General features: G+C 63.0%; 19 protein-coding genes. 11 read left to right on the top strand and 8 right to left on the bottom strand.

Translation table 11 applies throughout. The features are described 5' to 3' along the window. Nucleotides 1-220 precede the first annotated feature (220 nt). Complete coding sequence (locus tag AC0L3E_RS29755; protein WP_236382810.1) at nucleotides 221-1,408, top strand: hypothetical protein; 1,188 nt, start codon at nucleotides 221-223, stop codon at nucleotides 1,406-1,408. 333 nt (nucleotides 1,409-1,741) lie between these two features. After that, nucleotides 1,742-3,115 carry a glutamate--tRNA ligase gene (gene gltX, locus AC0L3E_RS29750; RefSeq protein WP_128309137.1) on the top strand — a complete coding sequence of 458 codons (1,374 nt, stop codon included), beginning with the start codon at nucleotides 1,742-1,744 and terminating at the stop codon, nucleotides 3,113-3,115. Here the strand turns inward: gltX and AC0L3E_RS29745 are convergent. From AC0L3E_RS29745 to AC0L3E_RS29735, 3 genes are all read right to left on the bottom strand, one after another. Next, nucleotides 3,033-4,247, bottom strand: coding sequence for a DUF2865 domain-containing protein (locus AC0L3E_RS29745; protein ID WP_473606333.1), 1,215 nt, complete (start codon nucleotides 4,245-4,247; stop codon nucleotides 3,033-3,035). The two genes, gltX and AC0L3E_RS29745, sit on opposite strands and share 83 nt — an antisense overlap. Before the next feature lie 88 nt (nucleotides 4,248-4,335). Beyond that, nucleotides 4,336-6,660 (bottom strand): NADP-dependent malic enzyme, encoded by a 2,325-nt coding sequence (locus tag AC0L3E_RS29740; RefSeq protein ID WP_127409076.1) that lies wholly within the window; start codon nucleotides 6,658-6,660, stop codon nucleotides 4,336-4,338. A 177-nt stretch (nucleotides 6,661-6,837) separates the two neighbouring features. Further along, the gene (locus AC0L3E_RS29735) at nucleotides 6,838-7,617 is read right to left on the bottom strand and encodes an SDR family oxidoreductase (RefSeq protein ID WP_473606332.1); all 780 of its coding nucleotides are present in this window, start codon (nucleotides 7,615-7,617) and stop codon (nucleotides 6,838-6,840) included. Nucleotides 7,618-7,735: 118 nt separating this feature from the next. On the opposite strand from AC0L3E_RS29735, the gene AC0L3E_RS29730 reads away from it, so the two are divergent. Both AC0L3E_RS29730 and AC0L3E_RS29725 read left to right on the top strand, forming a co-directional pair. After that, complete coding sequence (locus AC0L3E_RS29730) at nucleotides 7,736-8,551, top strand: UDP-2,3-diacylglucosamine diphosphatase (protein ID WP_473606331.1); 816 nt, start codon at nucleotides 7,736-7,738, stop codon at nucleotides 8,549-8,551. 124 nt (nucleotides 8,552-8,675) lie between these two features. After that, nucleotides 8,676-9,890: an MFS transporter gene (locus AC0L3E_RS29725; RefSeq protein ID WP_473606330.1), complete on the top strand. Its 1,215-nt coding sequence runs from the start codon at nucleotides 8,676-8,678 to the stop codon at nucleotides 9,888-9,890. On the opposite strand, the gene dgcA is transcribed toward AC0L3E_RS29725, so the two are convergent. Then, the gene (gene dgcA / locus AC0L3E_RS29720; protein WP_473606329.1) at nucleotides 9,861-10,844 is read right to left on the bottom strand and encodes an N-acetyl-D-Glu racemase DgcA; all 984 of its coding nucleotides are present in this window, start codon (nucleotides 10,842-10,844) and stop codon (nucleotides 9,861-9,863) included. The two genes, AC0L3E_RS29725 and dgcA, sit on opposite strands and share 30 nt — an antisense overlap. A 76-nt stretch (nucleotides 10,845-10,920) precedes the next feature. On the opposite strand from dgcA, the gene AC0L3E_RS29715 reads away from it, so the two are divergent. From AC0L3E_RS29715 to AC0L3E_RS29700, 4 genes are all read left to right on the top strand, one after another. Beyond that, the gene (locus AC0L3E_RS29715) at nucleotides 10,921-12,108 is read left to right on the top strand and encodes an MlaE family ABC transporter permease (RefSeq protein ID WP_023810578.1); all 1,188 of its coding nucleotides are present in this window, start codon (nucleotides 10,921-10,923) and stop codon (nucleotides 12,106-12,108) included. Between the two features lies 1 nt (nucleotide 12,109). Next, the gene (locus AC0L3E_RS29710) at nucleotides 12,110-12,931 is read left to right on the top strand and encodes an ABC transporter ATP-binding protein (RefSeq protein ID WP_127322577.1); all 822 of its coding nucleotides are present in this window, start codon (nucleotides 12,110-12,112) and stop codon (nucleotides 12,929-12,931) included. A 14-nt stretch (nucleotides 12,932-12,945) separates the two neighbouring features. Continuing rightward, a complete protein-coding gene (locus AC0L3E_RS29705) occupies nucleotides 12,946-14,319 on the top strand; it encodes an MlaD family protein (protein ID WP_128309986.1) in 1,374 nt (457 codons plus the stop codon). A gap of 79 nt (nucleotides 14,320-14,398) precedes the next feature. Beyond that, the gene (locus AC0L3E_RS29700; RefSeq protein ID WP_473606327.1) at nucleotides 14,399-15,010 is read left to right on the top strand and encodes an ABC-type transport auxiliary lipoprotein family protein; all 612 of its coding nucleotides are present in this window, start codon (nucleotides 14,399-14,401) and stop codon (nucleotides 15,008-15,010) included. A gap of 52 nt (nucleotides 15,011-15,062) precedes the next feature. On the opposite strand, the gene AC0L3E_RS29695 is transcribed toward AC0L3E_RS29700, so the two are convergent. Together AC0L3E_RS29695 and AC0L3E_RS29690 are read right to left on the bottom strand one after the other, a co-directional pair. Then, a complete protein-coding gene (locus AC0L3E_RS29695) occupies nucleotides 15,063-15,677 on the bottom strand; it encodes a 3'-5' exonuclease (RefSeq protein ID WP_473606326.1) in 615 nt (204 codons plus the stop codon). Nucleotides 15,678-15,856: 179 nt separating this feature from the next. Then, nucleotides 15,857-22,147, bottom strand: a complete 6,291-nt coding sequence (locus tag AC0L3E_RS29690) for a coiled-coil domain-containing protein (RefSeq protein ID WP_473606325.1) — start codon at nucleotides 22,145-22,147, stop codon at nucleotides 15,857-15,859. A 272-nt stretch (nucleotides 22,148-22,419) separates the two neighbouring features. Here AC0L3E_RS29690 and AC0L3E_RS29685 point away from each other — a divergent pair, with 272 nt between their 5' ends. The 3 genes from AC0L3E_RS29685 (at nucleotide 22,420) to AC0L3E_RS29675 (ending at nucleotide 24,444) form a co-directional block, all read left to right on the top strand. Next, on the top strand, nucleotides 22,420-22,788 hold the full coding sequence (locus AC0L3E_RS29685) for an Hpt domain-containing protein (protein ID WP_127269546.1): 369 nt from the start codon (nucleotides 22,420-22,422) through the stop codon (nucleotides 22,786-22,788). Between the two features lie 111 nt (nucleotides 22,789-22,899). Beyond that, the gene (locus AC0L3E_RS29680; RefSeq protein WP_056582251.1) at nucleotides 22,900-23,220 is read left to right on the top strand and encodes a 2Fe-2S iron-sulfur cluster-binding protein; all 321 of its coding nucleotides are present in this window, start codon (nucleotides 22,900-22,902) and stop codon (nucleotides 23,218-23,220) included. 195 nt (nucleotides 23,221-23,415) lie between these two features. Continuing rightward, a complete protein-coding gene (locus tag AC0L3E_RS29675; RefSeq protein WP_127269545.1) occupies nucleotides 23,416-24,444 on the top strand; it encodes an NAD(P)/FAD-dependent oxidoreductase in 1,029 nt (342 codons plus the stop codon). A gap of 3 nt (nucleotides 24,445-24,447) precedes the next feature. On the opposite strand, the gene AC0L3E_RS29670 is transcribed toward AC0L3E_RS29675, so the two are convergent. Both AC0L3E_RS29670 and AC0L3E_RS29665 read right to left on the bottom strand, forming a co-directional pair. Beyond that, nucleotides 24,448-25,929, bottom strand: coding sequence for an MDR family MFS transporter (locus AC0L3E_RS29670; protein ID WP_473606324.1), 1,482 nt, complete (start codon nucleotides 25,927-25,929; stop codon nucleotides 24,448-24,450). Nucleotides 25,930-26,133: 204 nt separating this feature from the next. Beyond that, nucleotides 26,134-26,772: a DUF922 domain-containing Zn-dependent protease gene (locus AC0L3E_RS29665; RefSeq protein ID WP_245470134.1), complete on the bottom strand. Its 639-nt coding sequence runs from the start codon at nucleotides 26,770-26,772 to the stop codon at nucleotides 26,134-26,136. Nucleotides 26,773-26,813 lie beyond the last annotated feature (41 nt).

Here is a 26,813-nt window from a genome sequence, read left to right as displayed (position 1 = left end):
GCCGCCTCTGTCCGGCACTGTCAGCCCAGCGGGCTGGAGCAGGGCATGCGATCGCAAGGCCGCGGCCAACCCGCCGATCAGCGCATCGATGCTGGCCGACTTGATTTGCCTGTGAAGCCCTGTCCGGATAGTAAGTCTTGAGACCTCTGTTCATCATACTGACCGAGATACGTTGTTTCTACCATTGGTTGATATATATCCGATGGAGGGCAACCCACGGATGTTCTTCACGATGCATCTTTCTGCAAATGCCGAGGAGAAGTTGGCTGCGCCGTCAGTGCTGGAATCTCAGCATGGCTCGGTTCGGCCGCTGGCTGCCGAAGATCTTGAGCGCGTCGCCGCACTCTTCCTGACGAAGTTTCGCCGGCGCCGGCGTCACCTCCTCGATCGCGCGATCGCGGAAACGGCCGCGTATATGAGAGAGATTTACCTCGACCCTGCCGGCCAGTCCGGGGAAAGCAACGCTCTTGTCCAGATCAACCGGCACGGTCGTCTGGGTGGATTCCTCGGCGTTCTGAAAGCCCGCTACGAGCTCAATGGAGCGCCATTGAATGCGGCGATCATCGGGCCGCTCATGGCCGACCCCGGCACCGATGACGGCTCGGCCGGACCCCAATTGCTGCGTGCCTTGCATCAAGGCGAATTCGATCTGCAGCTGACCGATTCGGCCAACCGGACATCCTTGGCCTTCGCGCGCCCGATGAAGTACCAACTCCTCCCGGTGCATTGTCTGGGATGGACATATGTTTTCCGGCCGGCGGCGATGGCCGCCGCCGCACTGCACCGTAAATGGCCTGGCCTGCCTCGCCTTGTACTCGATCCATGCGCGAGAGCATTCGATGCTCTCGCCAAGAAAAGGTTCGAGCCACCGGTCCTCCATTCATCGTCGCATCGCACCCATCGTGAGCCGATCGATGCCGTTCAATTTGCCGAGAAGCTGCCGACCCTCCTGTCTGGTTACGCTCTTCGGCCGAGTTGGAAGGATGGGGAACTTGCACGGCTGCTTGCGCTGGCGGCCGAGAAGCGGGCCGACGGCCCCCTTCATTTCGGTGGGACCTACGACGAAACGGGCAAAATGCTCGGTTGTTATGCCTTCTATGGTCAAGCCGGCGGCGTGGCGAACCTGTTGCAGATCCAGGCATCCGGATTGCACTGGGGCGCGACGCTGGATGCGCTTGTCGCCGCCGCATGGGAGATGGGCTGCGTGGGCATCACCGGACAGACGCAGACCAAATTCATACCTCAACTCTTTGGCTACAAGAATGTCTTCTTCCGCTATGCCGGGGGAACAATGGTCCGCTCGCGGATCGCCGAGGTCACGGAAGCGGTCCGCTCCGGCGATATCTTTATCGGTGGATTGGTGGGCGACCGCTGGACCCGCCTCAGTTCCGATGATTTCGGCCGCTGATCGCCTTCAAGCGCTACAAACTTGGATTAATGGGTTCCTTCTGAGCCTTCGCCGACGCGTTGGCTGACGGAGCATCAAACGAAAAACCCGCCTGTGCGGCGGGTCGCTGGCGCAAATCAGCACCATAGCCAAATATGTACCATAGCTGAGGGCACCGAGTCAAGAAAAAATTCCTATCATGAAAAGCTTCCGGCACAAAATGGGCACCGCCGGCCTGGGCGCCGTCGGAGCGTCCACCGCCGGTCTTTTCATTCCAGCCGCCATGTTCTATGTCTGCCGGCCAGCGCGGGGGCGCGTCTTGTCAACCACAAAAGCATCCGGTACGCCCCGTTCATGACAGTTACCGTTCGTTTCGCCCCGTCGCCGACCGGCCGCATTCATATCGGCAATGCGCGCACGGCGCTGTTCAACTGGCTGTTCGCCATGAACAACAAGGGCCGATTCATCCAGCGCTTCGACGACACCGACATTGCGCGCTCGAAGCAGGAGTTTTCCGACGCCATCCTCTACGACCTGCATTGGTTGGGCATTTTTCCCGACGCCACCGAGTACCAGTCGCGACGCTTCGATATCTATGACGCGGCGGTCGAGAGGTTGAAGGCGGCAGGCGTTCTCTATGCCTGCTATGAAACGCCGGAGGAACTCGATCTCAGGCGCAAGGTGCGCCGCACGCGCGGCCTGCCGCCGGTCTATGGCCGGGAGGCGCTGACGCTGACGCACGAGCAGATCGCCGAGTACCAGGCCGATGGCCGCCAGCCGCACTGGCGTTTTCTCCTCCCCAATTTCTCAGGCGATCCACAACAGCCGGAACGCACCGAAATCCACTGGAACGACCTGGTGCGCGGCGAGGAAACCGTCGATCTGGCTTCGCTTTCCGATCCGGTCCTGGTGCGCGAGGACGGCACCTATCTCTATACGCTGCCTTCCGTCGTCGACGACATCGAGATGGGCGTCAGCCATGTCATCCGGGGCGACGACCACGTCACCAACACCGGCGTGCAGATCGCCCTGTTCCAGGCGCTGGCTGCCGAGCCGCCAGTGTTCGGCCACCATAATCTCCTGACCACCGCATCGGGCGAGGGCTTGTCGAAGCGCACCGGCGCGCTCTCGATCGAAAGCCTGCGCGAGGACGGCATCGAGCCGATGGCCGTCGCATCATTGGCCGTCCTGGTAGGCACTTCGGAGAATGTCGCGGCGGTACCGACGATGGGCGAACTCGCCGAACGCTTCGATCCGGCGGCGACATCGAAATCCGCCGCCAAGTTCGATCCCGACGAGCTGTTCGTGCTCAACCGGTCGCTGCTGCACCACATGCCGTTCACCGAGGCACAAGATCGTCTGATCGTGCTCGGCGTCTCCGGCGAGCAGGCCGAACCGTTCTGGATGGCGGTGCGCGGCAATCTCGACAGGCTGGCCGATGCGGTCAACTGGTGGCGCATCCTGCGCGAAGGACCGCAAGAGAAGCCGGAATTTTCCGATGAGGACCGCGACTTTCTTCGACAGGCGTTCGACCTGTTGCCGGAGGAACCCTGGACCGCGACGATCTGGAAGGACTGGACGGGCAAGATCAGGGAAGCGACCGGTCGCAAGGGCAAGGCGTTGTTCATGCCGCTCAGGACAGCCCTTACCGGACTGCCTTCGGGGCCGGAGCTTGCAGATCTATTGCCGCTGATGGGTCGGGTAGGAACGTTGGCCCGACGACCCTGACCTTGCGCTGTTCCGGCGGCAGCGCGGACACCGGCGACGTCACCGGCTTGGCGGAAACCCGCTTGATCGTCTCGCGGTCGAGCCCGCCTTCCTGATTGGCCAGCGTTTCGGGATCGGCACCTGGATCCGGTTTGGAGATCGGCACCGGAATGAACGGTGCGGAGTCCGTCTCGGGTTGCAACTGTTCCGGATTCGGCGGGTTGCCGGCGATGATCTGAAAACCCTGCGCGGCGGCGTTGCAGCCGCAAGCCGGCGGCCGCGACATATCGGGCTGCTTGTAGAGATAGGCGGTCGGCAATTCGCTGTAGGGCCGGCCGGTGACGGATGACGTCATCGAGGCCGAATCGTCGTCCATGCCGCGCGAATAGAAAACCTGCATCTCGGTGCCGGGGCAGCTCGATTCGCAATTCTTCTGGTCACGTTCGAAATCGCCTGCCGAGGCTGAGTTCGACATCGGGAAGAAGTAGCCGTCGCAGGTGCGCACACAGGAAGTGTGGAACTCACCGCCGACGCTCGGAAAATCGGGTATGCCGGGCTGGTTGAGCACACGGCGGACATTGCGCTCCTCGCCGGGATCGTCGGGCTGGTTGGGCTCATCAAGCATATCGAGCTGCTGGCTGTTGCCGCCAAAAAGCTGATCGAACAGGTTTGCGCTGCCGCCCTCGCGGTTGGCTTCCTGCAAAGGCGCCCGCCGAGGCGCAACGGCGTCGTCGCGGCAGCCAGTGGCGTCAAGCGCCGCCAGGATGCGTCCGCGGTCGCGGCGCGAGCCGCCGCCGCCCAGCCGCTCGCGCTTGTTCTGCAAGGCGTCGAGATTGGCATTCATGCGATCGATGGTGGCGTTTAGCCCGGCGCATTGATTGAGGTTGCGGCCAAACAGCGAAAAGCCGCATCCGGCCCGGCTCGCCTGGCCGCGCGCTTTCGAAATCTGCTCATGCTGCCTCGCAATTGCGGAATCGTATTTCCGGATCAGCGCCGGACCGCCACCGCCGCCGCGCGAGGACGCGGCAAGATCGGCTTCCAGCTGGCGGCAGACCCGCGAAGCAGCCTGTGGCTCGGCTACCCCCCAGGTTGCGGACAACAGGAGGCCAAGCAGCATGGCAGCATGCGCCTGCTTCCACCCTCCGCTTGCCATCCGCCCAAACTCCGCCTGCCAAATCCGACTGTTAGCCCGCAATGCTACCGTGTTCGCGGTTAACTGCAGTTTACCGCGAAATCCGTGTTCAGCCCAGATTGACGACCGCCTGTGCCTTGTGGGCGGCTTCCACGACGGCAAGCGCCGTCATGTTGACGACGCCGCGCGAGGTGACCGACGGCGTCAATATATGCGCCGGCATGTCCGTGCCGAGCAGGATCGGCCCGACGTGTAGCGCATCCATCATGGTCCTGAGCGCCGTCAGCGTGATGTTGGCCGAATCGAGATTGGGGAACACCAGCAAATTGGCTTCGCCCTTCAGCCGTGAATGCGGATATACGCGCTGGCGCAGATGCTCCGACAGAGCGGAATCGGCGTGCATCTCGCCATCGCATTCCAGCTCTGGGGCAATGCGCGCCAGGATCGCCGCCGCTTGCCGCATCTTCAGGGCGCTGGGCGAATCGCGCGAGCCGAAATCCGAATGCGATAGCAGCGCTGCCTTCGGCTCGATGCCGAAGCGCTGGATTTCTTCCGCCGCCAGCACCGTCATCTCAGCGATTTCTTCCGCCGTCGGATCGACGGAGACATGCGTGTCGGTCAGGAAGATGATGCCGCGCTGCGAGATCAGCATCGAGAGCGTCGACAGGTCGCGATCCTTGACGCCGGTGCGCGGGCCGATGATCAAGGTGACGTTGCGCAGATGCCGCTCGAAGCGCCCTTCAAGGCCGCAGACCATGGCGTCGGCATCGCCGCGTTTCAGCGCAAGTGCTGCGATCACCGTGTTGTCGGTGCGGACCATGGTGCGCGCGGCTTCCGTCGTGACGCCACGCCGGCCGGCGAGTTCGATCAAAAGGTCGACATAGTGGCGGTAGCGCGGATCGTCTTCCGGGTTGATCAGGCCGAAATCGACACCGGGCTTGATGCGCAAGCCGTAGCGTTTCAGGCGCACTTCGATGACGTGCGGCCGGCCGATCAGGATCGGCTCGGCGATGCCTTCTTCGAGCACCACCTGGGCGGCGCGCAGCACGCGCTCATCCTCGCCGTCGGCATAGATGACGCGCTTGGCGCTCGATGCCTTGGCGGACGAGAACACCGGCTTCATCACCAGGCCGGAGCGGAAGACGAAGCGGTTCAGCTTGTCGATATAGGCGGCGAAGTCGGTGATCGGCCTTGTCGCGACACCGGTGTCGCAGGCGGCCTTGGCGACCGCGGGCGCTATGCGCAGGATCAGCCGCGGATCGAAGGGCGAAGGGATCAGGAATTCAGGGCCGAAGATCGGCGTCTCGCCGGAATAGGCGCGGGCCGCGACATCTGAAGGTTCCTCGCGTGCCAGCGCTGCGATTGCCCGCACCGCCGCCATCTTCATCTCCTCATTGATGGCGCTGGCGCCGCAGTCCAGCGCGCCGCGAAAGATGTAAGGAAAGCACAGTACGTTGTTGACCTGATTGGGAAAATCGGAACGGCCGGTGCAGATCATCGCATCCGGACGCGCCGCACGCGCTGTTTCCGGCATGATCTCCGGATTGGGGTTGGCCAGCGCCAGGATCAGCGGTTTTGGCGCCATGTGCTCAAGCAGTTCCGGCTTCAGCACGCCTGCCGCCGACAAGCCGAGGAAGACGTCGGCACCCGATATGACGTCGGCCAGCGTGCGCGCCTCGGTGTCCTTCACATAAGGGTCTTTCCAGCGGTCCATCTCGTCGGTGCGCCCCTTGTAGGCAACGCCGAAACGGTCGGTGACCCAGATGTTTTCGACCTTGGCGCCGAGCGAGACCAGCAGGTTGAGGCAGGCAAGGGCGGCAGCCCCGGCGCCGGAGGTGACGATCTTGATTTCCGATATGGTCTTGCCGGCGAATTCCAGCCCGTTGAGCACCGCGGCAGCGACGATGATGGCGGTGCCATGCTGGTCGTCGTGGAACACCGGTATCTTCATGCGCGCCTTCAACTGTTCCTCGACCTCGAAGCATTCCGGTGCCTTGATGTCTTCGAGGTTGATGCCGCCGAAAGTCGGCTCCAGCGCCGAGATCGTCTCGACCATGCGCTCGATCCCCGGCGCGTCGATCTCTATGTCGAAGACATCGATGCCGGCGAACTTCTTGAACAGGACGGCTTTGCCTTCCATGACCGGTTTGGAGGCCAGCGGGCCGATATTGCCGAGGCCGAGCACCGCCGATCCGTTTGTGACGACACCGACCAGATTGGCGCGTGCGGTGTAGTCGGCGGCGGTCGCCGGGTCGTCGCGGATTTCCAGGCAAGGGGCGGCGACGCCAGGCGAATAGGCGAGCGCGAGGTCGCGCTGATTGCCGAGCGGCTTGGTCGCCTGGATCTCGAGTTTGCCCGGCCTTGGGTGCTTGTGGAAGTAGAGGGCGGCTTCGTCGAGGTCCGAACGTGCCGTCTTTTTGCTCTCGCCTTCCATGCGGCCGCTCCCTCGAAATCTGGCTGGAGATTCCCTTTTAGCATGCAGCCGTGGTTTTTCGCGACGCTAATTGACGCGCAGGCAGCTTTACCGACCAGTGCGTAGAAAGCCTTGAACGATCAAATGCTTATGCCGATTTTCTGATGGATAGTTCCTGCAGTTTCACGGACAAGTTGATCAAAAGGCGCTGACGTAGAGACCACCATCGACCGGTATGTTCTGCCCGGTCAGATAGCCCGCATGGACCGAGCACAGGAAGGCGCAGATCTGGCCGAATTCCTCCGGCGTGCCGAGCCGCTTGGCCGGAACATCAGCGCTGATGCGGGTCTTGCGTGCGGCGGCTGCGGCAGGATCCTCGATGGTGCCGGCCTCGTGCGGGCCGCGCAGCCGGTCGGTGTCGAGTTTGCCCGGCAAAAGACTGTTGATGGTCACGTTGCGGTCGATCACCGTTCTGGCCACGCCGGCAAGGAACGAGGTCAGGCCGGCACGCGCGCCGGACGACAGGTCGAGGCCGGGAATGGGCACATAGACCGACAGCGAGGTGATGTTGACGATGCGGCCGAAGCCGCGTGCCGCCATGCCGTCCAGCACGACCTGCACCAGCTCGATCGGCGTCACCATGTTCTGGGTGACGCCTTCGAGGATCTTTTCGCGGTCAAGCGTACGGAAGTCGCGAAGCGGCGGGCCGCCATTGTTGTTGACCAGGATATCCGGCTCGGGACAAGCCGCGAGCAGCGCCTTCTGCACCTCCGGCTTCGAAACGTCGCCGACGACTTCTGTCACTGTGACGCCATATCGCTCGCGCAATTCCGCGGCGGTTTTCGCCACCAGCTCGGCATTGCGCCCGTTGACGACGACATCGCAGCCGGCTTCCGCCAGCGCCATGGCGCAACCGCGCCCAAGTCCCTTGCTCGAAGCGCAGACGATGGCCTTCTTTCCGCGGATACCGAGATCCATGACGATTTCTCCTGTGATTTGGCCGGCAAGCTAGTCCTTCGGCTGGACCAATCGCAACCGTCATACGGTTGTTGCATGAATCGGGGCATAGGCTCGCGAAAGCAACGGTGAAATCGCGATGTCCGGCCAAGAGCCCCGCACTTTCCGCAGCATGTTCATTTCCGATGTCCATCTGGGCTCGAAGGCGGCCAAGGCCGAGTTCCTGATCGATTTCCTTCGATATCACGATGCCGATATCATCTATCTGGTGGGCGACATCGTCGACGGCTGGCGGCTGCGGCGGAGCTGGCACTGGCCGCAAAGCCACAATGACGTCGTGCAGAAACTGCTGCGCAAGGCGCGCAAGGGCGCCAACATCACCTACATCGCCGGCAACCATGACGAGTTCGCCCGCCAGTTCCAGGGCGTGCATTTCGGCGGCATCGTCGTCGCCGACCGTGCCATCCACGAGACCGCCGACGGCAAGCGCCTGCTCGTCATCCATGGCGACCAGTTCGACACCGTGGTCCACAATGCGCGCTGGCTCGCCTATCTCGGCGACCATGCCTATGACGCGGCCATGCTGGTCAATCGGGTGGTGACGCGGCTGCGGCAACTTCTCGGCCTGCCGTATTGGTCGTTTTCGTCCTGGGCCAAGCACAACGTCAAGAAAGCGGTGAACTTCATCGGCTCGTTCCAGACCATGCTTGCGGATGAGGCGCGTCGTTCACACGTCGACGGCGTCATTTGCGGCCACATCCATCATGCCGTCATCGAGAATTTTGGCGATGTCCAGTACATCAACACCGGCGACTGGGTGGAAAGCTGCACGGCCGTGGTCGAGCATTTTGACGGCCGCATGGAAATCCTGACCTGGGCGCAGGTGCTGCCAGAAGCGCCGGACGAGCCCTTTGTCCCGTTGCTCATCGAGGACCAGGTAGGGCAGGCGGCATAGTCCGAAGTCTTTTCAGGCTTCGGAATCGATCAATTAGTCCAACCGGTTTCGTCCGGTTTTCGTCCATGTTAAGGGATCGATACGCGTTGCCGTCCGGTCGAATACAGCGCGATTGGATCGATTCATGGCCCTGCCGCAGCTCTCGCCCGAACAACTCGTCAAGCCGCGCCATTTCGAACTGCGCATGAGCCTGATCTTCGCGACGCTGTACGTGCCGCTCGGAACGCATTTGCCTTATTTTCCACTGTGGCTGCAGGCCAAGGGTTTTCACGCCGAGCAGATCGCCGTCATTCTGGCGGCGCCGATGTTCCTGCGCGTGGTGACGACGCCGTTGCTGACCGCGCTGGCCGACCGTGCCAGGGACCGCGCCGATGTCTATGTCGCTCTGATGGCTGCATCACTGCTGTTGTCGGCAGGCTATTTCCTGCCGCCGACCTATGCGATGGTGCTGGCGGTCTCATTGGCGCTGACCATTGTTTGGACGCCGCATTCGCCGATCGCCGATTCGCTGGCGCTTTCGGGTGTCCGCCGCTTCGGTTCGAACTACACAAGCATGCGCAAATGGGGCTCGATCTCCTATCTCTGCGCCAATGTCGCCGGCGGCTTCATTCTGTCGGCAGCCGGCTCGCAGGCCGTTCCGGTTATCATTCTGGCGGCGTTTGCCGCGGCCCTTGCCGCCGGCCTGCTGGCGCCGCGTCTAGGCCGTCCGCGGCGCGCCTCACCGCTGTCGGCCACCGACATCCAGCATTCGGCGCCGAAGCTTCTCAACCCGTATTTCCTGTATTTTTCCGTCGGCGTCGGCGTCATAACCGCCAGCCACGCATTCCTCTACGGTTTCGTCTCCATCTACTGGAAATCGATCGGCCTCAGCGATTCGGTTGTCGGTCTCTTATGGGCTTGGGGCGTGGTGTCGGAAGTCTGCATGTTCATGATGTTCACCCGCTTTTTTGACCGGTTCTCCGTCGTGTCGATCATGGTGATGGCGGCGATCGGCTCCATCGTGCGCTGGATCGCCTTTCCGCTGGTCTGGCCGCTCGGCCTCGGCATTCCCGGTTTCTTCGGTGTCCAGTCGCTGCACTCGGTCTCGGTGGCGCTTGGGCTGATCGGCCTGCAGAAGATGATCGGCGAAACCGTCTCCGAGGAGCGGACAGGTGCCGCGCAAGGCATTGCCTATTTCTCCAACGGCTTCTTCATGGCGGTGGTGACGCTGGCGTCCGGCCCGCTCTACGACCATCTCGGCGTGGACGGCTTCTTTGCCATGATCCCGATCGCCTTGATCGGCCTCGTGCTGATCGGCCTTGCAGCGCGCTCAGCCCCACAGCGCCACATCGGGCGGTGACACCATCGATCCCTGGTAGACAAGGCCCGGTACCCGGTCGCGGGCAAGCAGCAGCGGACCGTCGAGGTCGACGAAATCGGCATGCTGGGCAAGCAGCACCGCTGGCGCCATCGCCAATGACGTGCCGACCATGCAGCCGACCATCACGCCGAAACCGAGTTCGCGGGCGCGATCGCGCAGCACCAGTGCCGCAGTCAGGCCCCCCGACTTGTCGAGCTTGATGTTGACGGCATCGTAGAGACCGACAAGCGCTTCGAGATTCTCAGCCTCGTGCACGCTTTCATCGGCGCAGATCGGCACGGGATGGGCGATATGGCGCAGGATTTCGTCATGACCGGCCTGCAGCGGCTGCTCGATCAGCGCGATGCCTTGTTCGGCGGCAAAGGCGAGGTTCGCAACGATGTTGTCGTCGCTCCAGCCCTCATTGGCGTCGAGGATGATGCGGCTGTCTGGCGCTGCCTGCCTGACCGCGCGGATGCGGGCGATGTCGTTGTCGCCGCCGATCTTGACCTTGAGCAGCGGCCGCGCCGCATTGGCGCGCGCCTGCGCCGCCATCGCCTCCGGCTCGCCCAGCGACAGCGTGTAGGCGGTTTCGAGCGCCTGCAAGGGAAGAGCACCTATCGCGACTGCTACCGAGGTTCCGCTGAGCTTTGCCTCCAGGTCCCACAGGGCGCAGTCTATGGCGTTGCGGGCGGCTCCGGCCGGCATAGCATCGAGCAAGGCGGTCCGGCTGATGCCACCGGCGATCCGGCCGCGCATGGCCTCGATCGCGTCGCGCACGCCCTCCATGGTCTCGCCATAGCGCTTGTAGGGGACGCATTCGCCGCGGCCGAGGTGGCCGCCCTCGCCGATCGTGCAGGAGATCACCTCGGCTTCGGTCTTGGAACCTCGCGAAATGGTGAAGGTTCCGGCGATGGGAAAACGCTCGGCCTCGACCGAAATGACACGCGCCATATTTTTCTGCTCCTGCTGTGCGACAAGCGTTGTCGGCAAATCGACAGGTCAGACCCGTCAGGCTAAACAGGACGCCATGTTGACCATCGGCAAGCGCGACGCAAGCGGCACGACCGCAGGGGAGGCTGACCACGAACCGCGCGTGGCGATCGGCGAGGAGGATGGCGTTCTTGGCTGCGCTTTCTCCGGAATCTGGACCACAAGGACCGTCGCGCTCATCGACGCCGACATGCGCAAGATCGAAAAGCGAAGCGGCTTCAAAACCTTGGCGCTCGATGTTTCCAAGATCGAGAAGATGGACACCGCCGGCGCCTGGCTGATCGACCGGCTGGTCAGCGCCTTCGAGAAGAAGGGCGTCGAGATCCAGATGCAAGGCCAGAGCGAGATCGCTTCGATCCTGCTCGAAGCTGTCGGCGAGGCCGTGCGGCGCGAACCCGAATCCGGCCCGGCGCGGCCGCCCAACATCGTCATTCGCGCTCTCGAGGCGGTCGGGCGCCGCGTCTACGAGATGCGCGACGATTTTCTCGCTTCGATGAACATCCTCGGCGCCACCATCCGTGGCGCGCAGATGAAGCTCGGCCGTGGCCATGCCGTCAACCCGGCGGCGATTTTCAACCAGATCGACCGCATGGGCGTCGGCGCCATTCCGGTGGTGGTGCTGATGTCGGCGATCGTCGGCGCCATCGTTGCCCAGCAAGGCGCCTATCAGCTCAGCTATTTCGGCGCCGATATCTTCGTCGTCGACCTGGTCGGCGTGCTGATCCTGCGCGAACTCGGCGTGCTGATGACGGCGATCATGATCGCCGGCCGCTCCGGCAGCGCGATCACCGCCGAGATCGGCTCGATGAAGATGCGCGAGGAGGTCGACGCGCTGAAGGTCATCGGGCTCAACCCGATCGGCGTCCTGGTCTTTCCGCGGCTCGTGGCGCTGGTCATCGCCTTGCCATGCCTGACCATCATCGCCAATTTCGCCGCACTCGGCGGCGGCATACTGGCTGCCTGGCTCTATTCCGACATCCCGCCCGCCGCCTTCATCGACCGGTTACGCGTCGCCATCGATCTCAGCACCATCTTTGCCGGCCTGATCAAGGCGCCGTTCATGGCCATGATCATCGGCACGATTGCCTCGGTCGAAGGCATGAAGGTCGGCGGCAGCGCCGAATCGCTCGGCCAGCATGTTACCGCTTCAGTTGTGAAGTCGATCTTCGTCGTCATCATCCTCGACGGACTTTTCGCCATGTTCTACGCAGCGATCGAGTTCTGAGATGAAGCTGCGAAACAGGAAAAGGGCAGGCGCATTGGCTGATGACGCGGGCGAGGGCGACATCGTGCTTTCCGCGCACGACATCAGTGTTTCCTTTGCCGACAAGCTTATCCTCGACAAACTGTCGCTCGACATAAGGCGCGGCGAAATCCTTGGATTTGTCGGCGCCTCGGGTGCGGGTAAATCCGTTCTGCTGCGCACCATTCTCGGCCTGACGCGCAAGCAGTCGGGTAGGATCAAGCTGTTCGGCGTCGATATCGAGAAAGCTGATGATGCCGAGCGTCTGCGCATCGACATGCGGCTTGGCGTGCTGTTCCAGCACGGCGCGCTGTTCTCGGCGCTGACAGTGCTGGAAAACGTCCAGGTGCCGATGCGCGAATATCTCGACCTGCCGCGAAAGCTGATGGACGAACTGGCGATGCTCAAGATCGAGCTGGTCGGGCTGCCGCCCGATGCAGCGCAGAAATTCCCGTCCGAACTGTCCGGCGGCATGATCAAGCGCGCCGCGCTGGCCCGGGCGCTCGCGCTCGATCCCGACATCGTCTTCCTCGACGAGCCGACATCGGGCCTCGATCCGATCAGCGCGGCGGAGTTCGACGAGCTGGTGGTCAAGCTGCGCGATACGATGGATCTGACCGTCTACATGGTGACGCACGATCTCGACACGCTGTTCACCGCTTGCGACCGGGTGGCCGTGCTCGGCAAGAAGAAAGTGCTGGTCGAAGGCACCATCGACGACATGCTGAAGAGCGAGGAACCGTGGGTAAAGTCCTATTTCCGCGGAAAACGCGCCCGGCAACTTGATCTTGCGGCGCGCGCATAGCCATAAGTGGGACAATGGAAACCAGAGCCAACTACGTCATTGTCGGCATCTTCACGCTGGCTGCGATCCTGGCGGCGTTTGCCTTCGTCTATTGGACGGCGGCCATCGGCGACAAGGGCGAGACGACGTTGCTGCGCGTGCGCATTCCGGGCTCTGCGTCCGGGCTTGGCCGCGGCAGTTTCGTGCTGTTCAACGGCGTCAAGGTCGGCGACGTCAAGCGCGTCTATATCGACGTCGACAATCCGACGGTTGCCATCGCCGATACCGAGATCGACCGCATGACGCCGATCACCAAATCGACGCAAGCCGATATCGGGCTTGCCGGCCTGACCGGGCAGGCCAACATCGAGCTCAAGGGCGCCGACCCCAAGGAAGTGAAACTCCTCGACCAGGCGGAAAAGGAAGGCAAGGTCGCCGAGATCGTCGCCAACCCGTCGGCGGTGACCAACCTCTTGCAGACGGCGCAGAATATCTTCACCCGCGCCGACAAGGTGCTGACCGAGCTCGAAGGCTTCACCAGGGACGTTCGCGGGCCGCTGACGCAGACCGTCCAGAATGTTCAGACCTTCTCCGATGCGCTGGCCAAGAATTCGGATGGCATCGACAAATTCCTGTCCGCCGCCAGCACGCTGGCGGATGAGCTTAAAGGCGTTTCCGGCAAACTCGATGGCACGCTGAAGGCGGCCGAAGGCCTTCTCAACGCCGTCGACAAGGACAAGATCAAGAGCATCGTCGCCAATGTCGACGCGGTCACCGGTAACCTCAAGGAGACGTCGAAACAGCTCGACGGCGTGATCAAGAACGTCGATACGGCCGTGGGGTCGGTCAACGAGTTTACCAAACGGACGCAAGGCACGCTGGCCAAGGTTGACAACGTGCTCGACGGTATCGATCCCGCACAAGTGCGCTCGGCGCTCGCCAACATCCAAAAGGCCAGCGAGAGCGCCGACAAGGCCGCCGCCGACATCGCGGAGGTGACCCACAAGTTCGCCAACCGGGCCGACGACATCGACCAGACGATCAAGGACGCAAAGCAGCTCGCGCAAAGGCTCAACGATGCCTCGGTGCGGGTCGATGGCATTCTTGCCAAGGTCGATACCTTGCTCGGGTCGGGGCAGGCCGATGGCGTGATGGCGGATGCCAGGGCGACGCTGAAGTCGTTCAAGCAGGTTGCCGACACGCTGAATGCCCGCCTTGGCGTCATCACCGACAATCTGGCGCGCTTCTCGGGACAGGGGCTTTCGAATGTCGAGGCTTTGGTGCAGGACAGCCGCCGTTCGATCAGCCGCATCGAAGAGGCGGTGACCGATCTCAGCCGCAATCCGCAGCGCATCCTTTCGGGTGGCGACGGCGAGGTTCGGCAATTCGATGGCAGGGCGCGGCGTTGACTTCGGCGACGGCGCGCCCCAGAAACATGAGCCGCGAAAGCGGGTCGATCTTACGATCCGGGGACAACGGGGATCGCGCGTGAAGTCTGTATGGGTGAAAACGGGCGGGTTGACTTCGGCTGCGGCACTGCTTGCCCTGACGCTGGCCGGCTGCGCGGCGTTGGGCGGCAAGCCCGCGCCGCTCGATACGTTCGAACTGTCAGCGCCTTCGGTCGACGCGCATGGCCATAGCCGCAAGCAGATCCTGATCGCGCAGCCCTCGGCGCTCAAGGCGCTGGACAGCCAGAACATCGTCATCAAGCCGTCGGATCGCTCGATCCAGTATCTCAAGGGCGCGCAATGGGCCGACCGGCTGCCGCTGATCGTGCAGGCGCGGCTGGCCGAGACCTTCCAGCGTTCAGGCAGCTTTGCCGGCGTCGGCAAGCCGGGCGAGGGCCTGGCGATCGACTATCAGGTGATCGTCGAAATCCGCTCCTTCGAGGTGCGTGTCGACGGCGGCGAACATGCCGAGGTCGATCTGTTCGTGCGGATCCTGAACGATCGCAACGGCGAGGTCCGTGCCTCCAAGAGCTTCACCGCAGCCGCACCCGTCTCGGGTGGCAGCGGCAATCCTGGCTATGTCAGCGCGCTCGACAAGGCGTTCGGCGACGCCGCCGGGCAAATCGTGCGCTGGACGGATTCGGTGATCTGAGCGCGGGGCGCGCCGGAATCCCACAAAGCTTCATCCCTCCGTGCTTCTCTGCCTACAAGCGGTCAAAGATTTCCGGGCGGAGCTTTCCGGTCTTCATCAGGTGCTGCAGGGTATAGGTGACGGACAGCGCGTCATCGAGCGCGTCGTGCCCCTGCAATGGCGGGTGTTCGACGCCGTAGTAATCGGCGAGCTTGTTGCTCGGCGTTCTCGCCAGATCCTCGATCGGCATTCCGGCCGCGATCAGCAGCTTGACGGCATTGTCAAACCGGCTGGCCGGGATCGGAGGCTGAATGCCCGCGACATAGCAACTGATGGCGATCATGTTCAATTCGTCCTTGCCCCAGGACCAGAAACGCGCCCCGCCGGAAAAACGATCGACGTCGTCGAGGGCATCTCCTAGCGCCACCCCCTCGGTCTCCAGATCTTCCTCGGTAATGCCGGTCAGTTTGGTGAAGAACGGATCGAGGGCGTATCTCTGACCAAACCGGTCGACCGGTCTGATGTAGACCTTGTGTGTGCCGAGCATTGGAAAATCGCCCTCGAGTCCAAGCCTGACCGCGCCGATCTGTGCGATCACCGGGTCAGGATCGTGGGCGGCGCACCAGAATCTGCGTTGCGAGCCCTCAAGGCAAAGAAACTCGCAGTCGAATATGATTGCCGTCTTCACGATCACACCCTTGAGCGTCAGGGCAGCGGTACTGCGGGTGAACTATAGTGCCAAATCGACTTAGGGCGGATTCCGAAGGCACTGATAGTCTGGCAAGCCTGTTGCGGGCAGGTTCAGCGCGTGCCGGAGGTTAGAATAAGCACAGGCGGGACCATAGCCCCGCCTGTTCAATTCCTGTCTTAATGCAGGCGGCCGCTCGCATGGGCCAGCATGGTGTAGACCTTGCCGGTGTCCGACGTCAGGTAGGTCTGCGCCATGATGTTGTCGCGGTCGTTGCGCGAGACATCCTTGAGCAGCTTCTCGAAATCGTCGCAGTAGCGGTCGACGGCGGCGCGGAACTCGGCCTCGGCCTGATACTTGCGACGAATCTCGTCGAACGTCTGCTGTCCCTTCAGCGTGTAGAGCCGCCGCGTGAACACGTCACGCTCGCCACGCCGGTAGCGGTTCCACAGCTCGATCGAAGCCTCGTGGTCGATGGCACGCGCGATATCGACGGAGAGCGAGTTCAGCGATTCCACGACATGCAGGGGCGAGCGCTGGGCGGGGGTAGCGCGCTGCGCTTCCACGGGGGCCGTAGGGGCTGCCGACCTGAGGTCCTCATCGTTCGATGCCGCGGTCAGCAGATCCCGCACCCATCCGCCCTGGGGCGTGCGGGCGCTGGCATCGCCGCGCGGACGCGGTGCCGCCTCGGCAGGACGCTCAAGGTCGAGCGTGCCGCGCAATGCAGGGCCGCCCAAGGGCGCCTGAGGCGTGCGCAGGTCCGGCTGCGGCGGCTCGGCAGCGCGTGCGGCCGGCGCTTGCGGCGCCGGACGCAGGTTGCGTGGTTCGGACCCGTCACCGCCGCGGCCGGACTTGGCCACGATGTCCGAAAGCTCCTTCAGGGCGTTGATCTGCTCGGAAACGGCGCGGCGGATGGCCGAGGTCGATTCCTTTGCCTCTTCCGGCATTTCGATGACGCCCTTCTTGAGCTCGGCCCGGGTCAGGTCGAGTTCGCTCTTGATCGAGCCGGCGGTGCGCCGCATCTCCTCGGTGGCATCGGCAAAGCGCTTGGTTGCCGAATCGACGACGTCGGTGATGGCGTTGCGGATCTTGTCGGCCGACTCCATCGTCTTGCCTTCGGCGTTCTGCAGCGTCTGGCCGACGAGATTTTCGAACGAGCGCATGACCCTTTCGAGATCTTCCGACTTCTTGACCAGGCCGACAGCGAGGTCTTCGAGCGACGATTGCCGTTCGAGCGTGTGTTCGAGGTTGCTCTGGGCCGAGCTCAACAGGTCCGAAGCACTGGAGAGCAGGCGGCTGTGCTCGTCGAACTTGGTGGCGATCGACGCGACCTCGCGCAAGGTGGACGACGACAGTTCCGTCAGCCTTGTCGTGTTCGAATCGACCAGACGTGCCGAGCTGGCAAAGGTCAGCGCGGCCTTCTCGGTGGTGGCGGCGAAGCTTTGCGTGCTGCCGCTCAGGCGTTCATCGACCTGGCCGAGATTGACCGCGGCCTGGTCGATCAACTGACCGAGCTGCGAGCTGGACTTGGTCATGCGGCCGATGAGATCAGCGACGCTGTCGGACAGCGACGAGCGGGCGCCTTCGACCGCCGACAAGGTTTCGGCGGTGCGGCTGGCGAGCGCGTCGACAAGCGCAGCATTCTCGCTGCGCAGCTTCTCGGTGGCGCGTTCGGTGACCTCTTCCATGCTCTTTTGCAGGTCCGAGCCGCCCTGGGCGAAGCGCTCGACCAGGGGCCGTGCGGTTTCGTCGAGGATCTTCGACATTTCGGCCGAACGTGCGGCGAGCATGGTGTTGAGTTCGCGGGTGTTGGCGCCGATCGTCTTGGCGGCATCGTTGGTGCTTTGGCCGATATGCTGGCCAACCGCGGTGAAGGTCTCGGCGATCACATTGGCGCGCGAGACGAGTTGCGCCTCGGCATTCGACACCTGTTCGTTGAGCTTCTGGCCCATCGTCTCGGCTGTGAAGGCGAGGCGGTTCTCGACGCCCGAGACCTGCTCTTCGACACGGGCTGCCGCGGCCGCGGCACTCGACGCGAAACGCTCGTCCGCACCGGCAAGCGCCTGCTCGATTTCGCGGGCATGCACGGCCATCTCCTGGCCGGTCCGCCTTGCGCGTTCGGCAACCCGTTGCTCGGTATCGGCAAAGGCACCGACGATTGTCTCGGCATGCTCGCCGATCGTGGAGGTGCTGCTGGCGATGCGCGACACCAGACGCTGATCCGCCTCGTCGAAGATACGGCCGATTTCCGAGGCACGGCTCGACAGCGCTTCCGAGCCCTCGGCGATGCGCGAGACGAGTTGCTGGTCGGCGGCATCGAAAATGCGGCCAAGGTCCGACGCGCGTGCGGCAAGCGCTTCGGCCGATTCGCCGATGCGCATGCCGAGCCGCTGGTCGGCGCCTTCGAAGTTGCGCAGGATGTCGCCGGCACGCGCGGCCAGCGACTGGGCGGTCTCGATAGCGCGGGCAACCAGCTTCTGGTCGGCCGCATCGAACGTGCCGGCAATCTCGCTTGCACGGGCGGCCAGATGATCCGCGGTGTCCTGGGCCCGGGCAGTCAGCTGATCGGCGGCTTCCTGGGCACGGGCGGCCAGCTTCTGATCCGCCGCGTCGAAGGTGCCGGCGATCTCGCTTGCGCGAGCGGCCAGCTGATCGGCGGTTTCATGCGCGCGGGCCAGCAGCGAGCTGGATGTATCGTCGGCACGGGCAAGCAAGGCGTTGGACGTATCTTCCGCACGGGCGTGGAGGCGACGGTCTGCATCCTCGAAGGTGCGGGCGATATCTTCGGCCCGCGCCAGCAGGGCGGCGGACGTCTGCTCGGCGCGCTCGGCGATCTTGCGGTCGGCGTCGCTGAAAGCGGCGCCGGCCTGCTCGTGCAGGGTGCTGGTGACTTCCAGCACCTTTTCGCGCAGGGCGCCGGCGACAAACACGGCGCTCTTCTCGAGCACGGCGCGGACGTTGTCCACGCCTGTGGAGAGCGCACGCTCCATGGTGCCGGCACGCTCCTCGATGATGCCGGTCTGGCGGCTGAATGCCTGCTCGATCTTCTCGACATCGCCTGCGATAGCGGCAGAGATGTCCGAGCTTCTGGCGGCGATCTGGTCGATGTGGCCCGACAGTGAGCGGTCGACATCCTTGCGGGTCTCGGCCAGCTTGCCGAGATCGTCTTCCAGCGCGAGGGTCAGCATATTGCGGCCTTCGGCGAGCTTGCCGACATGCCCGGCGATGATGTTGTCGATGTCGCCGCGGCTTTCGGTGAGCTTCTGCAGGTCAGCTTCGAGGGCGCGTTTGAGAATGTCGCGACCCTCGGCCAGTTTCTCCACCTGGCCGGCGACCAGGCCGTCGATGCTGGAGCGGCTTTCGGCCAGCTTAGCGAGGTCGGCTTCCAGCGCGCGCTTGAGAACATCGCGGCCCTCGGCGAGCTTCTCGACCTGGCCGGCGACCAGGCCATCGATGCTGGAGCGGCTCTCGGCCAGCTTGCCGAGATCGTCCTCAAGCGCTTTCGACAGGGTCGAGCGCTCCTGGACAAGCCTTTCCGCGTGGCTGTTGACGAGGCCGCCGACGTTTTCGAGGTCGGCTTCAAGCGCTTTCGACAGCGTCGAACGGTCCTGCACGAGCCTTTCGGAATGGCTGTTGACCAAGCCGTTGACGCTTTCGAGATCAGCCTCGAGCGCCCGGGCGAACTGAGCCCGGTCATCGACCAGTTTCTGCGACTGGTCGGCAATGGTGCCCTTGATCGCATTGAGGTCGGATTCCAGAGCACGCCGCAGGATATCTCGGCCCTCGGACAACTTCTCGACCTGACCCGCAACCAGGCCGTCGATGCTGGAACGGCTGTCGGCCAGCTTGGCGAGGTCATCTTCAAGGGCCCTCGACAGGGCGGAGCGGTCTTGGACGAGCTTGTTCATGTGATCGGCGATGACGCTGTTCACATTCTGCAGATCGGCTTCCAGGACCCGGGAAAGCTGACCGCGATCCTCGGCCAGCTTTTCCGACTGGCTCGATATAACGCCCTTGATCGTGTTCAGATCGGATTCCAGCGCGCGCTTGAGAATGTCGCGGCCTTCCGCCAGCTTCTCGACCTGACCGGCGACCAGACCGTCGATGCTCGAACGGCTTTCAGCCAGCTTGGCAAGGTCGGCCTCAAGCGTCTGGGACAGCAGGCCGCGGTCCTCGGCCAGCCGTCCCGAGTGGCTTTCGATCAGGCCGCGTATTCCGGACAGATCGCTGTCGAGCGAATGGGAAAGCTGCGTGCGGTCCTCCGCCAGTTTGGCGGAATGGGTTTCGATGAGGCTCTTGATGCCGACGATGTCGTTTTCCAACGCCTTGGCGAGCACGGCGCGGCCCTCGGCGATCTTCTCGACCTGACCGGCGACCAGACCGTCGATGCTGGCGCGGCTGTCGGACAATTTGCCGAGGTCGGCCTCCAGGGCGCGTGACAGAATGTTGCGGCCCTCGGCAAGCTTTCCAACATGCCCGGCCACCATTTCGTCAATGATCGTACGAGCTTGTACCAGTTTCCCGGAGTCTTCGTTTAGGGCAGTGGAGAGCCTGTTGCGGCCTTCTTCCAGCCTTTCGAGATGGCTGCCGAGCGATGCATCGATGGCCGCCCGCGATTCATTGACCTTGCGCAGGTCCTCTTCGAGAGCGCGCGAGATCAGGCTGCGGCCTTCGGCCAGCTTCTGCACCTGGTTGGTTACCGCCGCATCGATGCCGGCGCGGCCCTCGGCGAACTTCGCCAGGTCGGCCTCCATGGCCGCGGCCATGCGCTCGCGGCTTTCGGACAGTTTCCTGCTGTGGTTCTCGACGGCTTCCTCGATGCCGACGCGGGCGTCGGCGAGCCGCTGGATGTCGCTGTCGAACGAACGCGACACGACATGGCGGGCGGCTTCCATGCGCCCGGCGAAGTCGCTGGCGCGGGCTTCGAGCATGGAGGAGGTCGAGGTGACGATGTCGGCCATGTCGGCGCCGATCTGGGTCTTGCCCTGATCGATCATCGCCGACAGCGTGTCCTTGCTCTCGGCAAAGGTATGGGCGATTTCGCGTGCGCGCTCGACCAGCGTTTCGTTGATCTGGCGGGCGCGGGCTTCGAGTGCCGCATTGAGCTTCTGCGTTCCGGTGTCCAGCGCCTCGGCGCGCGTCTGGAACTCGCTGATCAGTGCCTGGCCGCGTTCGGCGAGCGTCCGCTCGATGCCGTTGAGGCTGGCCTCGAATTCGGAATTAAGGGTGCGTGCGGCACCGCCGAGCAGCGACACCATGCCGGTGGTGCGATCGTCGAGCAGGTCGGTCAACGACCGCGTCAGGCCGTCCGTGGTGTCCGTCAGCTTGGCAATGCGGGTGTCGAGAAGGCTGGCGAAGGCCTCGCCCGAGGTCGACAGACGGTCGGTGATCGAATCGAGCCGGCCTTCGACGGAATCGAAGATCGACATCGAGCTTTCGTTGATGCGATCGATCAGCGTGTCGCCGGAATTGGTGATCGTCATCGACAATTTGGTCGATGCATTGAGGATCGAGTCGCGGATGATGTCGGAGGCGGCGCCGATCTCGTCCTTCAGCGTCTCATGCGCGCCGGTGATCGAGGCGCGGACGCGCTCGGCATGGGTGACGACGGCTTCGCGCTCGCTGCCGAGCCCGTCGACCAGCGAGCGGATGCGGGATTCATTCTCGGAATAGGAGCGTTCGATCTGGTTGACTTCGCTGTGGACCAGCGTTTCCAGCTCGACGGCGCGGGCAAGCGTGCGTTCGATGCCTTCGCCCATGGCCGCGACCTCGCGACGAACGGCCTGGCCGATCATCATGACGCGATCTTGGGCAAGGTTTTCCGGCTCGGTCAGGCGGAAGGCCACTTCGGTCATCGACTGTGCGGCGATGCGCATTTCCTGGGCGCGGCGAATCATGGCGGCGAAGGCCCAGAACAGGATGACGGGCACGATGGCCGCGACCGCAAGGCCGATCAGCTCCGGACGGGCAAGGAACTGGTCGAGCGTACGGATTCTCCAGATGCTCGGTCCGAAAAGCAGATTGGCCAAACCGCCGGCGCCGGCGAACCAGGCGAGCGAAACGAAGGCGACGACCCAGTAAATGGTGTTCGAGGCACGCCTGTTGAGGCTGTGCAGGAGCGTCTTGTAGTCCTTCTGGCGATCGTCATTGGCCGGCGCGAAACCCGCGGGCTGGGCGCCATTGCGCGGTTCCACGGGGCGCAATTCGGCAGGCTTGGCCTTGGGCGCGGGTTTCGCGGCGTGGTTCTGATTGACTACGGGCTCCGGGTTTTGTTCCGGCTTATGATTGCGTCCCTCGCGCGCCAACTCGTCGGCCGCCTGGGATATCTGAGCTTCCAGATCCTCCATAGAAGCCGCGATGTCGAGGTCGCCGCTGCCGATCTCGTTGCTGAGGTCGAGATCGAGCGCCTTTTCCAGTTCCCTGGCCACGTCGCTGTCGAGAGTTCTCGTCGTCGTTGGTTTCTTTGCCATGCCTTCGCTACCCTGTACTAGCTGCCGCGGGCTTATAATTCTGTTTGTCTTGCCCCGCGCAGGAGGCTGAAAATGGACCCCTCGTATCGTAATGACACAGGGGGGTAAAGAAAACATGCATTCCGCGGGATACGTAAAACTTTAAATATAAGGTTAACGGAACTGTGATTTGGGCGCCGCTTTGGCAACATTTTTCCCGGCCATTCATTAACCCGTTGTCCATTGGATTCGCCTAGGTTTTTGGGCGAATCGAAGAAACGGAGTTCGAGTTCATGCGTGGCGAAAGCGGCATCGCCTTCTCAATGCCCGGGGGCGACGTATCCGGACCAAGGCGGTCACGGCCGGTCGATTTGGCACACCTTGCCCGCCAGACGATGGGTGACCGCAGCCTTGAGCAAGAGGTGCTGGCGCTGTTTGTACAGCAGGCGCTGTCCGTGCGCGACAGAATAGTCGACGCCGACATCAAGGACCGGCTTCTGCTCGCCCATGGATTGAAGGGTTCGGCACGGGGCGTCGGCGCCTTTGCCATCGCCGATTGCGCCACCGAGATCGAGCACCGGCCGGAAGACGGCCAGACGCTCAAACGGCTTGGCATGCTGATCGACGAAGTGCGCGATTTCATCGCCGCCATCAACCGCTGAATCCTCGCTGAACCCGATTTGCGGAAAAACGTCATCGGGCGGCGCTTTCATGCGGCAGTTGACTTGTCAGCCGGAGTGATTATCTCGGCTGGAACTCCCTTCAGGTGACAAATGACCAAGCTGACTTTCATTGCCCATGACGGCACGCATTTCGACATGGACGCCGAGAACGGCTCTACGGTCATGGAGAACGCGATCCGCAACGCCGTGCCCGGGATCGAAGCCGAATGCGGCGGCGCCTGCGCCTGTGCCACCTGTCACGTCTATGTCGACGAAGCCTGGACGGCTGAAGTCGGCGAGCCGGAAGCGATGGAAGAGGACATGCTGGACTTCGCTTACGACGTCCAGCCGAACTCACGGCTGTCGTGCCAGATCAAGGTGCGAGACGCGCTCGACGGTCTCATTGTGCGGGTGCCTGCCCGTCAGGGATAAGCGCAGTATCTTTGCCAACTGATTTTTCCCGCTGCGGCTTGGCAGCGGAGCGATGGTCATGCAGTGTCCTGCTGTTTCACTACAGCGCCGCGCGTCCTCTTGGAGGCGCAAGGGACGCTGTAGCACTTTTATTTGCGCATGATCCTTCCCGAAAATCGATCCGATTTTCGGGGTCATGCGCAGCGAGGCACAGGCATGACCGACATCATCAGGACAGACGTGCTTATTGTCGGGGCAGGGCCGGTTGGCCTGTTTGCCGTGTTCGAGCTCGGCCTGTTCGACATGAAGTGCCACCTGATCGACATTCTCGATCGGCCGGGCGGCCAGTGCGCGGAGCTCTATCCGGAAAAGCCGATCTACGACATTCCAGGCTGGCCTTCGATCTCGGCGCAAGGGCTGGTCGACAAATTGCTCGAGCAGATCGCGCCGTTCAAGCCTGATTTCAGCTACAACCGAATGGTTTCCAGCCTGGAAAAACTGGAGGATGGCAGTTTTCGCGTCACCACCGACGAAAACGAGGTGTTCGAGGCCAAGGTGGTGGTGATTGCCGCCGGCGGCGGCTCCTTCCAGCCCAAGCGTCCGCCGATCCCCGGCATAGAGCCTTATGAAGGCAAGAGCGTCTTCTATTCGGTGCGCCGGATGGAGGATTTTCGCGGCCATGACCTCGTTATCGTCGGCGGCGGCGACTCGGCACTCGACTGGACGCTGAACCTGCAGCCGGTGGCAAAGAGCGTGACGCTGGTGCACCGGCGGCCCGAGTTCCGTGCCGCCCCCGACAGCGTCAACAAGATGTATGCCATGCAGGAGATGAGGCAGCTGGAGTTCCAGGTCGGGCAGGTGACCGGATTGACCGGTGCCGACGGCCAACTGTCATCGGCCACCATCAAGGGACCTGACGGCGATGTCGAGGTGCCTTGCACGCGCATGCTGCCGTTCTTCGGCCTGACCATGAAGCTCGGACCGATCGCGGAGTGGGGTCTCAACCTTCACGAGAACCTTATTCCGGTCGATACCGAGAAGTTCCAGACATCGGTGCCCGGTATCTTCGCGGTCGGCGACATCAACTGGTATCCGGGCAAGCTGAAGCTGATCCTGTCTGGCTTCCACGAAGTGGCGCTGATGGCGCAGGCCGCCAAGCGCATCATCAGCCCCGGCGAGCGCATCGTTTTCCAGTACACGACCTCATCGACCAGCCTGCAGAAGAAGCTCGGCGTCTCCGGCTGAAGCTTACTCGGCGAGGATGGGCGCCGCATTGTCGGCGTAACCGCGAAGCTCCTTTTCGGGCATCAGCGTCAGCGTGATCAGCCCCAGCAGCAATGTAACGGCGGCGACGGCAAAGATCATCACGAACGGCTCGACCGTCGCGTTATGGCCCACGATCCGCACGCCTTCACCGGCAAGCGGCAAGCCGTAGCCCAGAGCGACCGCGCCGAGCATCGCGACACCAAGCGCACTGCCAAGCGAACGCAGGAATGTCAGCACGCCCGTCGCGACGCCAAGATGCACGCGATCGACGGCGTTCTGGACCGACACGGTGGTGACCGGAAACGTCGTTCCGGTTCCAAACCCGATGCAGATCGTCAAGACCTCTACCTCCAGCAGCGTTGCATATCCTGCGACGACGGCCAGCAGGCAGAGGCACAGCATGCTGAAGACGACGCCCACCATCGCGATGCGCTTGTAGTGGGTAAAATGCGGTATCATACGCCCGCTGAATGCCGCGCCGCCGACGGTCCCCAGCAGAAGCCCGAGCATCGCGATGCCCGACTCTGCGGCCGACAGGCCGAGCACCGCCTGAAGATAGACGGGCAGGTACACAGCCATGCCGACGCTTGCGGCCTGAAGCAGGAACATCGAAAGCGTGCCCGCCAGGACGATTGGATTGCCAAGCACTTCGAGTGAGATGAGCGGCTCGGCGGCTCGCATAAGCCGCAAGGCAAAAGCGCCCCAGAAAATCGCCGAACCGCAGAGAACGCCGATGACTTCAAGCGAAATCCAGGGATAGGCGCTGCCGCCCCAGTTCAATGCGAGCAGCAGCAGCGCCGTGGCAATGATCAGAAGCAACGCGCCCAGGCCGTCGATGCGATGGCGCTTTGCGGCAACGGGCAGCTTCTTGAGCGGCTTGTTGATGATCGCCATCGCAAGAACACCAAGCGGAATGTTGATCCAGAAGATCAGTGACCAGTGCAGGTGCTCGGCGAAAGTGCCGCCGAGCAACGGACCGGCAACGCTGGCGACAGCCCATGTGCCGGAGAACCAGGCGGCATAGCGTGCCCGCTCGCGCGGCGGAACGAGATCGCCGACGACGGTCTGCGTCAACGCGAACAAGCCGCCGCCGCCGGCGCCCTGGATCGCCCGCCCGACAACCAGCACAAACATGTTGGGAGCCATCGCACTGACCAGCGATCCCGCCAAAAAGATCAGGATCGCGGCATAGACAGTCGGCCGGCGGCCGTAGACGTCGGAAATCTTGCCGTAGAGCGGGGCCACGGCGGTAGCGGTCAGGAGATAACCGGTGACGATCCATGGCAGATAGTGTGCGTTTCCGAGCGCATGCCCGATGGTCGGCATGGCTGGCGCAACAATGGTCTGGTCGAGTGCCGCCAACAGCATCGACAACAGCACGCCGCCGATAATGGCGTTCTTTTCGCTCTCTGTTATCGGCGTGCCGGTTTCCGCCATCGTTTTGTTATCGACAGCCTGGTCCATGATCGTTCATCCATAAGCTTGCGATTTGACCGGCCCTGTTCAGCCGTTCCGGTTTCTTGACCGTTTGGATCGCATTGGTGTTTTAAGCTCGCGTCTGGCGAGCCTGACATATGTCGTCCCATATAGGCCGGTTTCGACAGGGGCTCGAAAGTTTTTCGAATCTGGCACTACCTTCGGGGATTTTGGCTTTCAGTTCGGGTGCGTTCAGGCCGGCGGCAGTCGGCCATTCCCGATGCGCTCCATGCGGTAGCGCAGCAGCCGCAAGATGCGGCTTTCGAAATTGACGCTTTCGACGCGGTCGAACTGAAGCTGGGCGCGGTCGTGCCTGGCCAGAACAGCCGCGGTGATGGCTGCCGCCTTGGCCTTGGCGGCGTCGCAGTTCTTTTGCGGGTAGGTGGCCTTCAAGGCCTCTTCGAGTTCGCCGCCATGGTTCTTGGCGATTTCGACATGGCGCTCCTCATGGCGCTTGATGTCGGCGGACAGCGTATCCCAGAACAGCCTGACATCGGCGTCGGCCTTGCGCGGGCGGCGCCACTCGGGAAGGATCACCTTCACCTTGACGGTCACCGCCGCGTCGGCGATCCGGCAGGAACTCGGCGTCTGCGCATAGCTGACACGGGTGGTGAAGGCCATTTGCGTGGCGCCCGGGTGCCGGTTGCCGGTACTTTTCACCTCCGGCCCGCGTTTGGAGAGTTGTGCCTCGATGTCGTCGAGGGTGCTGCCGCCGATGGCGAAATAGCTGTACGTCTTGACGAGATTGGCCGTCGCCGCCGGAAGCGGGGTCATGGCGAGCAGCAGCGCGCAAGCCAAGGATCGTTTCACGCCCAGGGACCGTCTTTTCATGCCAAGCATGGATCGTTTCATCATGTTGCCTCTTCGACCAC

The sequence above is a fragment of the Mesorhizobium sp. WSM4822 genome, from assembly GCF_055811155.1.
This window is presented reverse-complemented; position numbering and strand designations above follow the sequence as displayed.

Excerpts from the sequence above, each read along its gene's own strand:
- AC0L3E_RS29755 (WP_236382810.1), top strand. The coding sequence starts at position 221 with ATGTTCTTCACGATGCATCTTTCTGCAAATGCCGAGGAGAAGTTGGCT.
- gltX (WP_128309137.1), top strand. The coding sequence starts at position 1,742 with ATGACAGTTACCGTTCGTTTCGCCCCGTCGCCGACCGGCCGCATTCAT.
- AC0L3E_RS29745 (WP_473606333.1), bottom strand. The coding sequence starts at position 4,247 with ATGGCAAGCGGAGGGTGGAAGCAGGCGCATGCTGCCATGCTGCTTGGC.
- AC0L3E_RS29740 (WP_127409076.1), bottom strand. The coding sequence starts at position 6,660 with ATGGAAGGCGAGAGCAAAAAGACGGCACGTTCGGACCTCGACGAAGCC.
- AC0L3E_RS29735 (WP_473606332.1), bottom strand. The coding sequence starts at position 7,617 with ATGGATCTCGGTATCCGCGGAAAGAAGGCCATCGTCTGCGCTTCGAGC.
- AC0L3E_RS29730 (WP_473606331.1), top strand. The coding sequence starts at position 7,736 with ATGTCCGGCCAAGAGCCCCGCACTTTCCGCAGCATGTTCATTTCCGAT.
- AC0L3E_RS29725 (WP_473606330.1), top strand. The coding sequence starts at position 8,676 with ATGGCCCTGCCGCAGCTCTCGCCCGAACAACTCGTCAAGCCGCGCCAT.
- dgcA (WP_473606329.1), bottom strand. The coding sequence starts at position 10,844 with ATGGCGCGTGTCATTTCGGTCGAGGCCGAGCGTTTTCCCATCGCCGGA.
- AC0L3E_RS29715 (WP_023810578.1), top strand. The coding sequence starts at position 10,921 with ATGTTGACCATCGGCAAGCGCGACGCAAGCGGCACGACCGCAGGGGAG.
- AC0L3E_RS29710 (WP_127322577.1), top strand. The coding sequence starts at position 12,110 with ATGAAGCTGCGAAACAGGAAAAGGGCAGGCGCATTGGCTGATGACGCG.
- AC0L3E_RS29705 (WP_128309986.1), top strand. The coding sequence starts at position 12,946 with ATGGAAACCAGAGCCAACTACGTCATTGTCGGCATCTTCACGCTGGCT.
- AC0L3E_RS29690 (WP_473606325.1), bottom strand. The coding sequence starts at position 22,147 with ATGGCAAAGAAACCAACGACGACGAGAACTCTCGACAGCGACGTGGCC.
- AC0L3E_RS29685 (WP_127269546.1), top strand. The coding sequence starts at position 22,420 with ATGCGTGGCGAAAGCGGCATCGCCTTCTCAATGCCCGGGGGCGACGTA.
- AC0L3E_RS29680 (WP_056582251.1), top strand. The coding sequence starts at position 22,900 with ATGACCAAGCTGACTTTCATTGCCCATGACGGCACGCATTTCGACATG.
- AC0L3E_RS29675 (WP_127269545.1), top strand. The coding sequence starts at position 23,416 with ATGACCGACATCATCAGGACAGACGTGCTTATTGTCGGGGCAGGGCCG.
- AC0L3E_RS29670 (WP_473606324.1), bottom strand. The coding sequence starts at position 25,929 with ATGGACCAGGCTGTCGATAACAAAACGATGGCGGAAACCGGCACGCCG.
- AC0L3E_RS29665 (WP_245470134.1), bottom strand. The coding sequence starts at position 26,772 with ATGAAAAGACGGTCCCTGGGCGTGAAACGATCCTTGGCTTGCGCGCTG.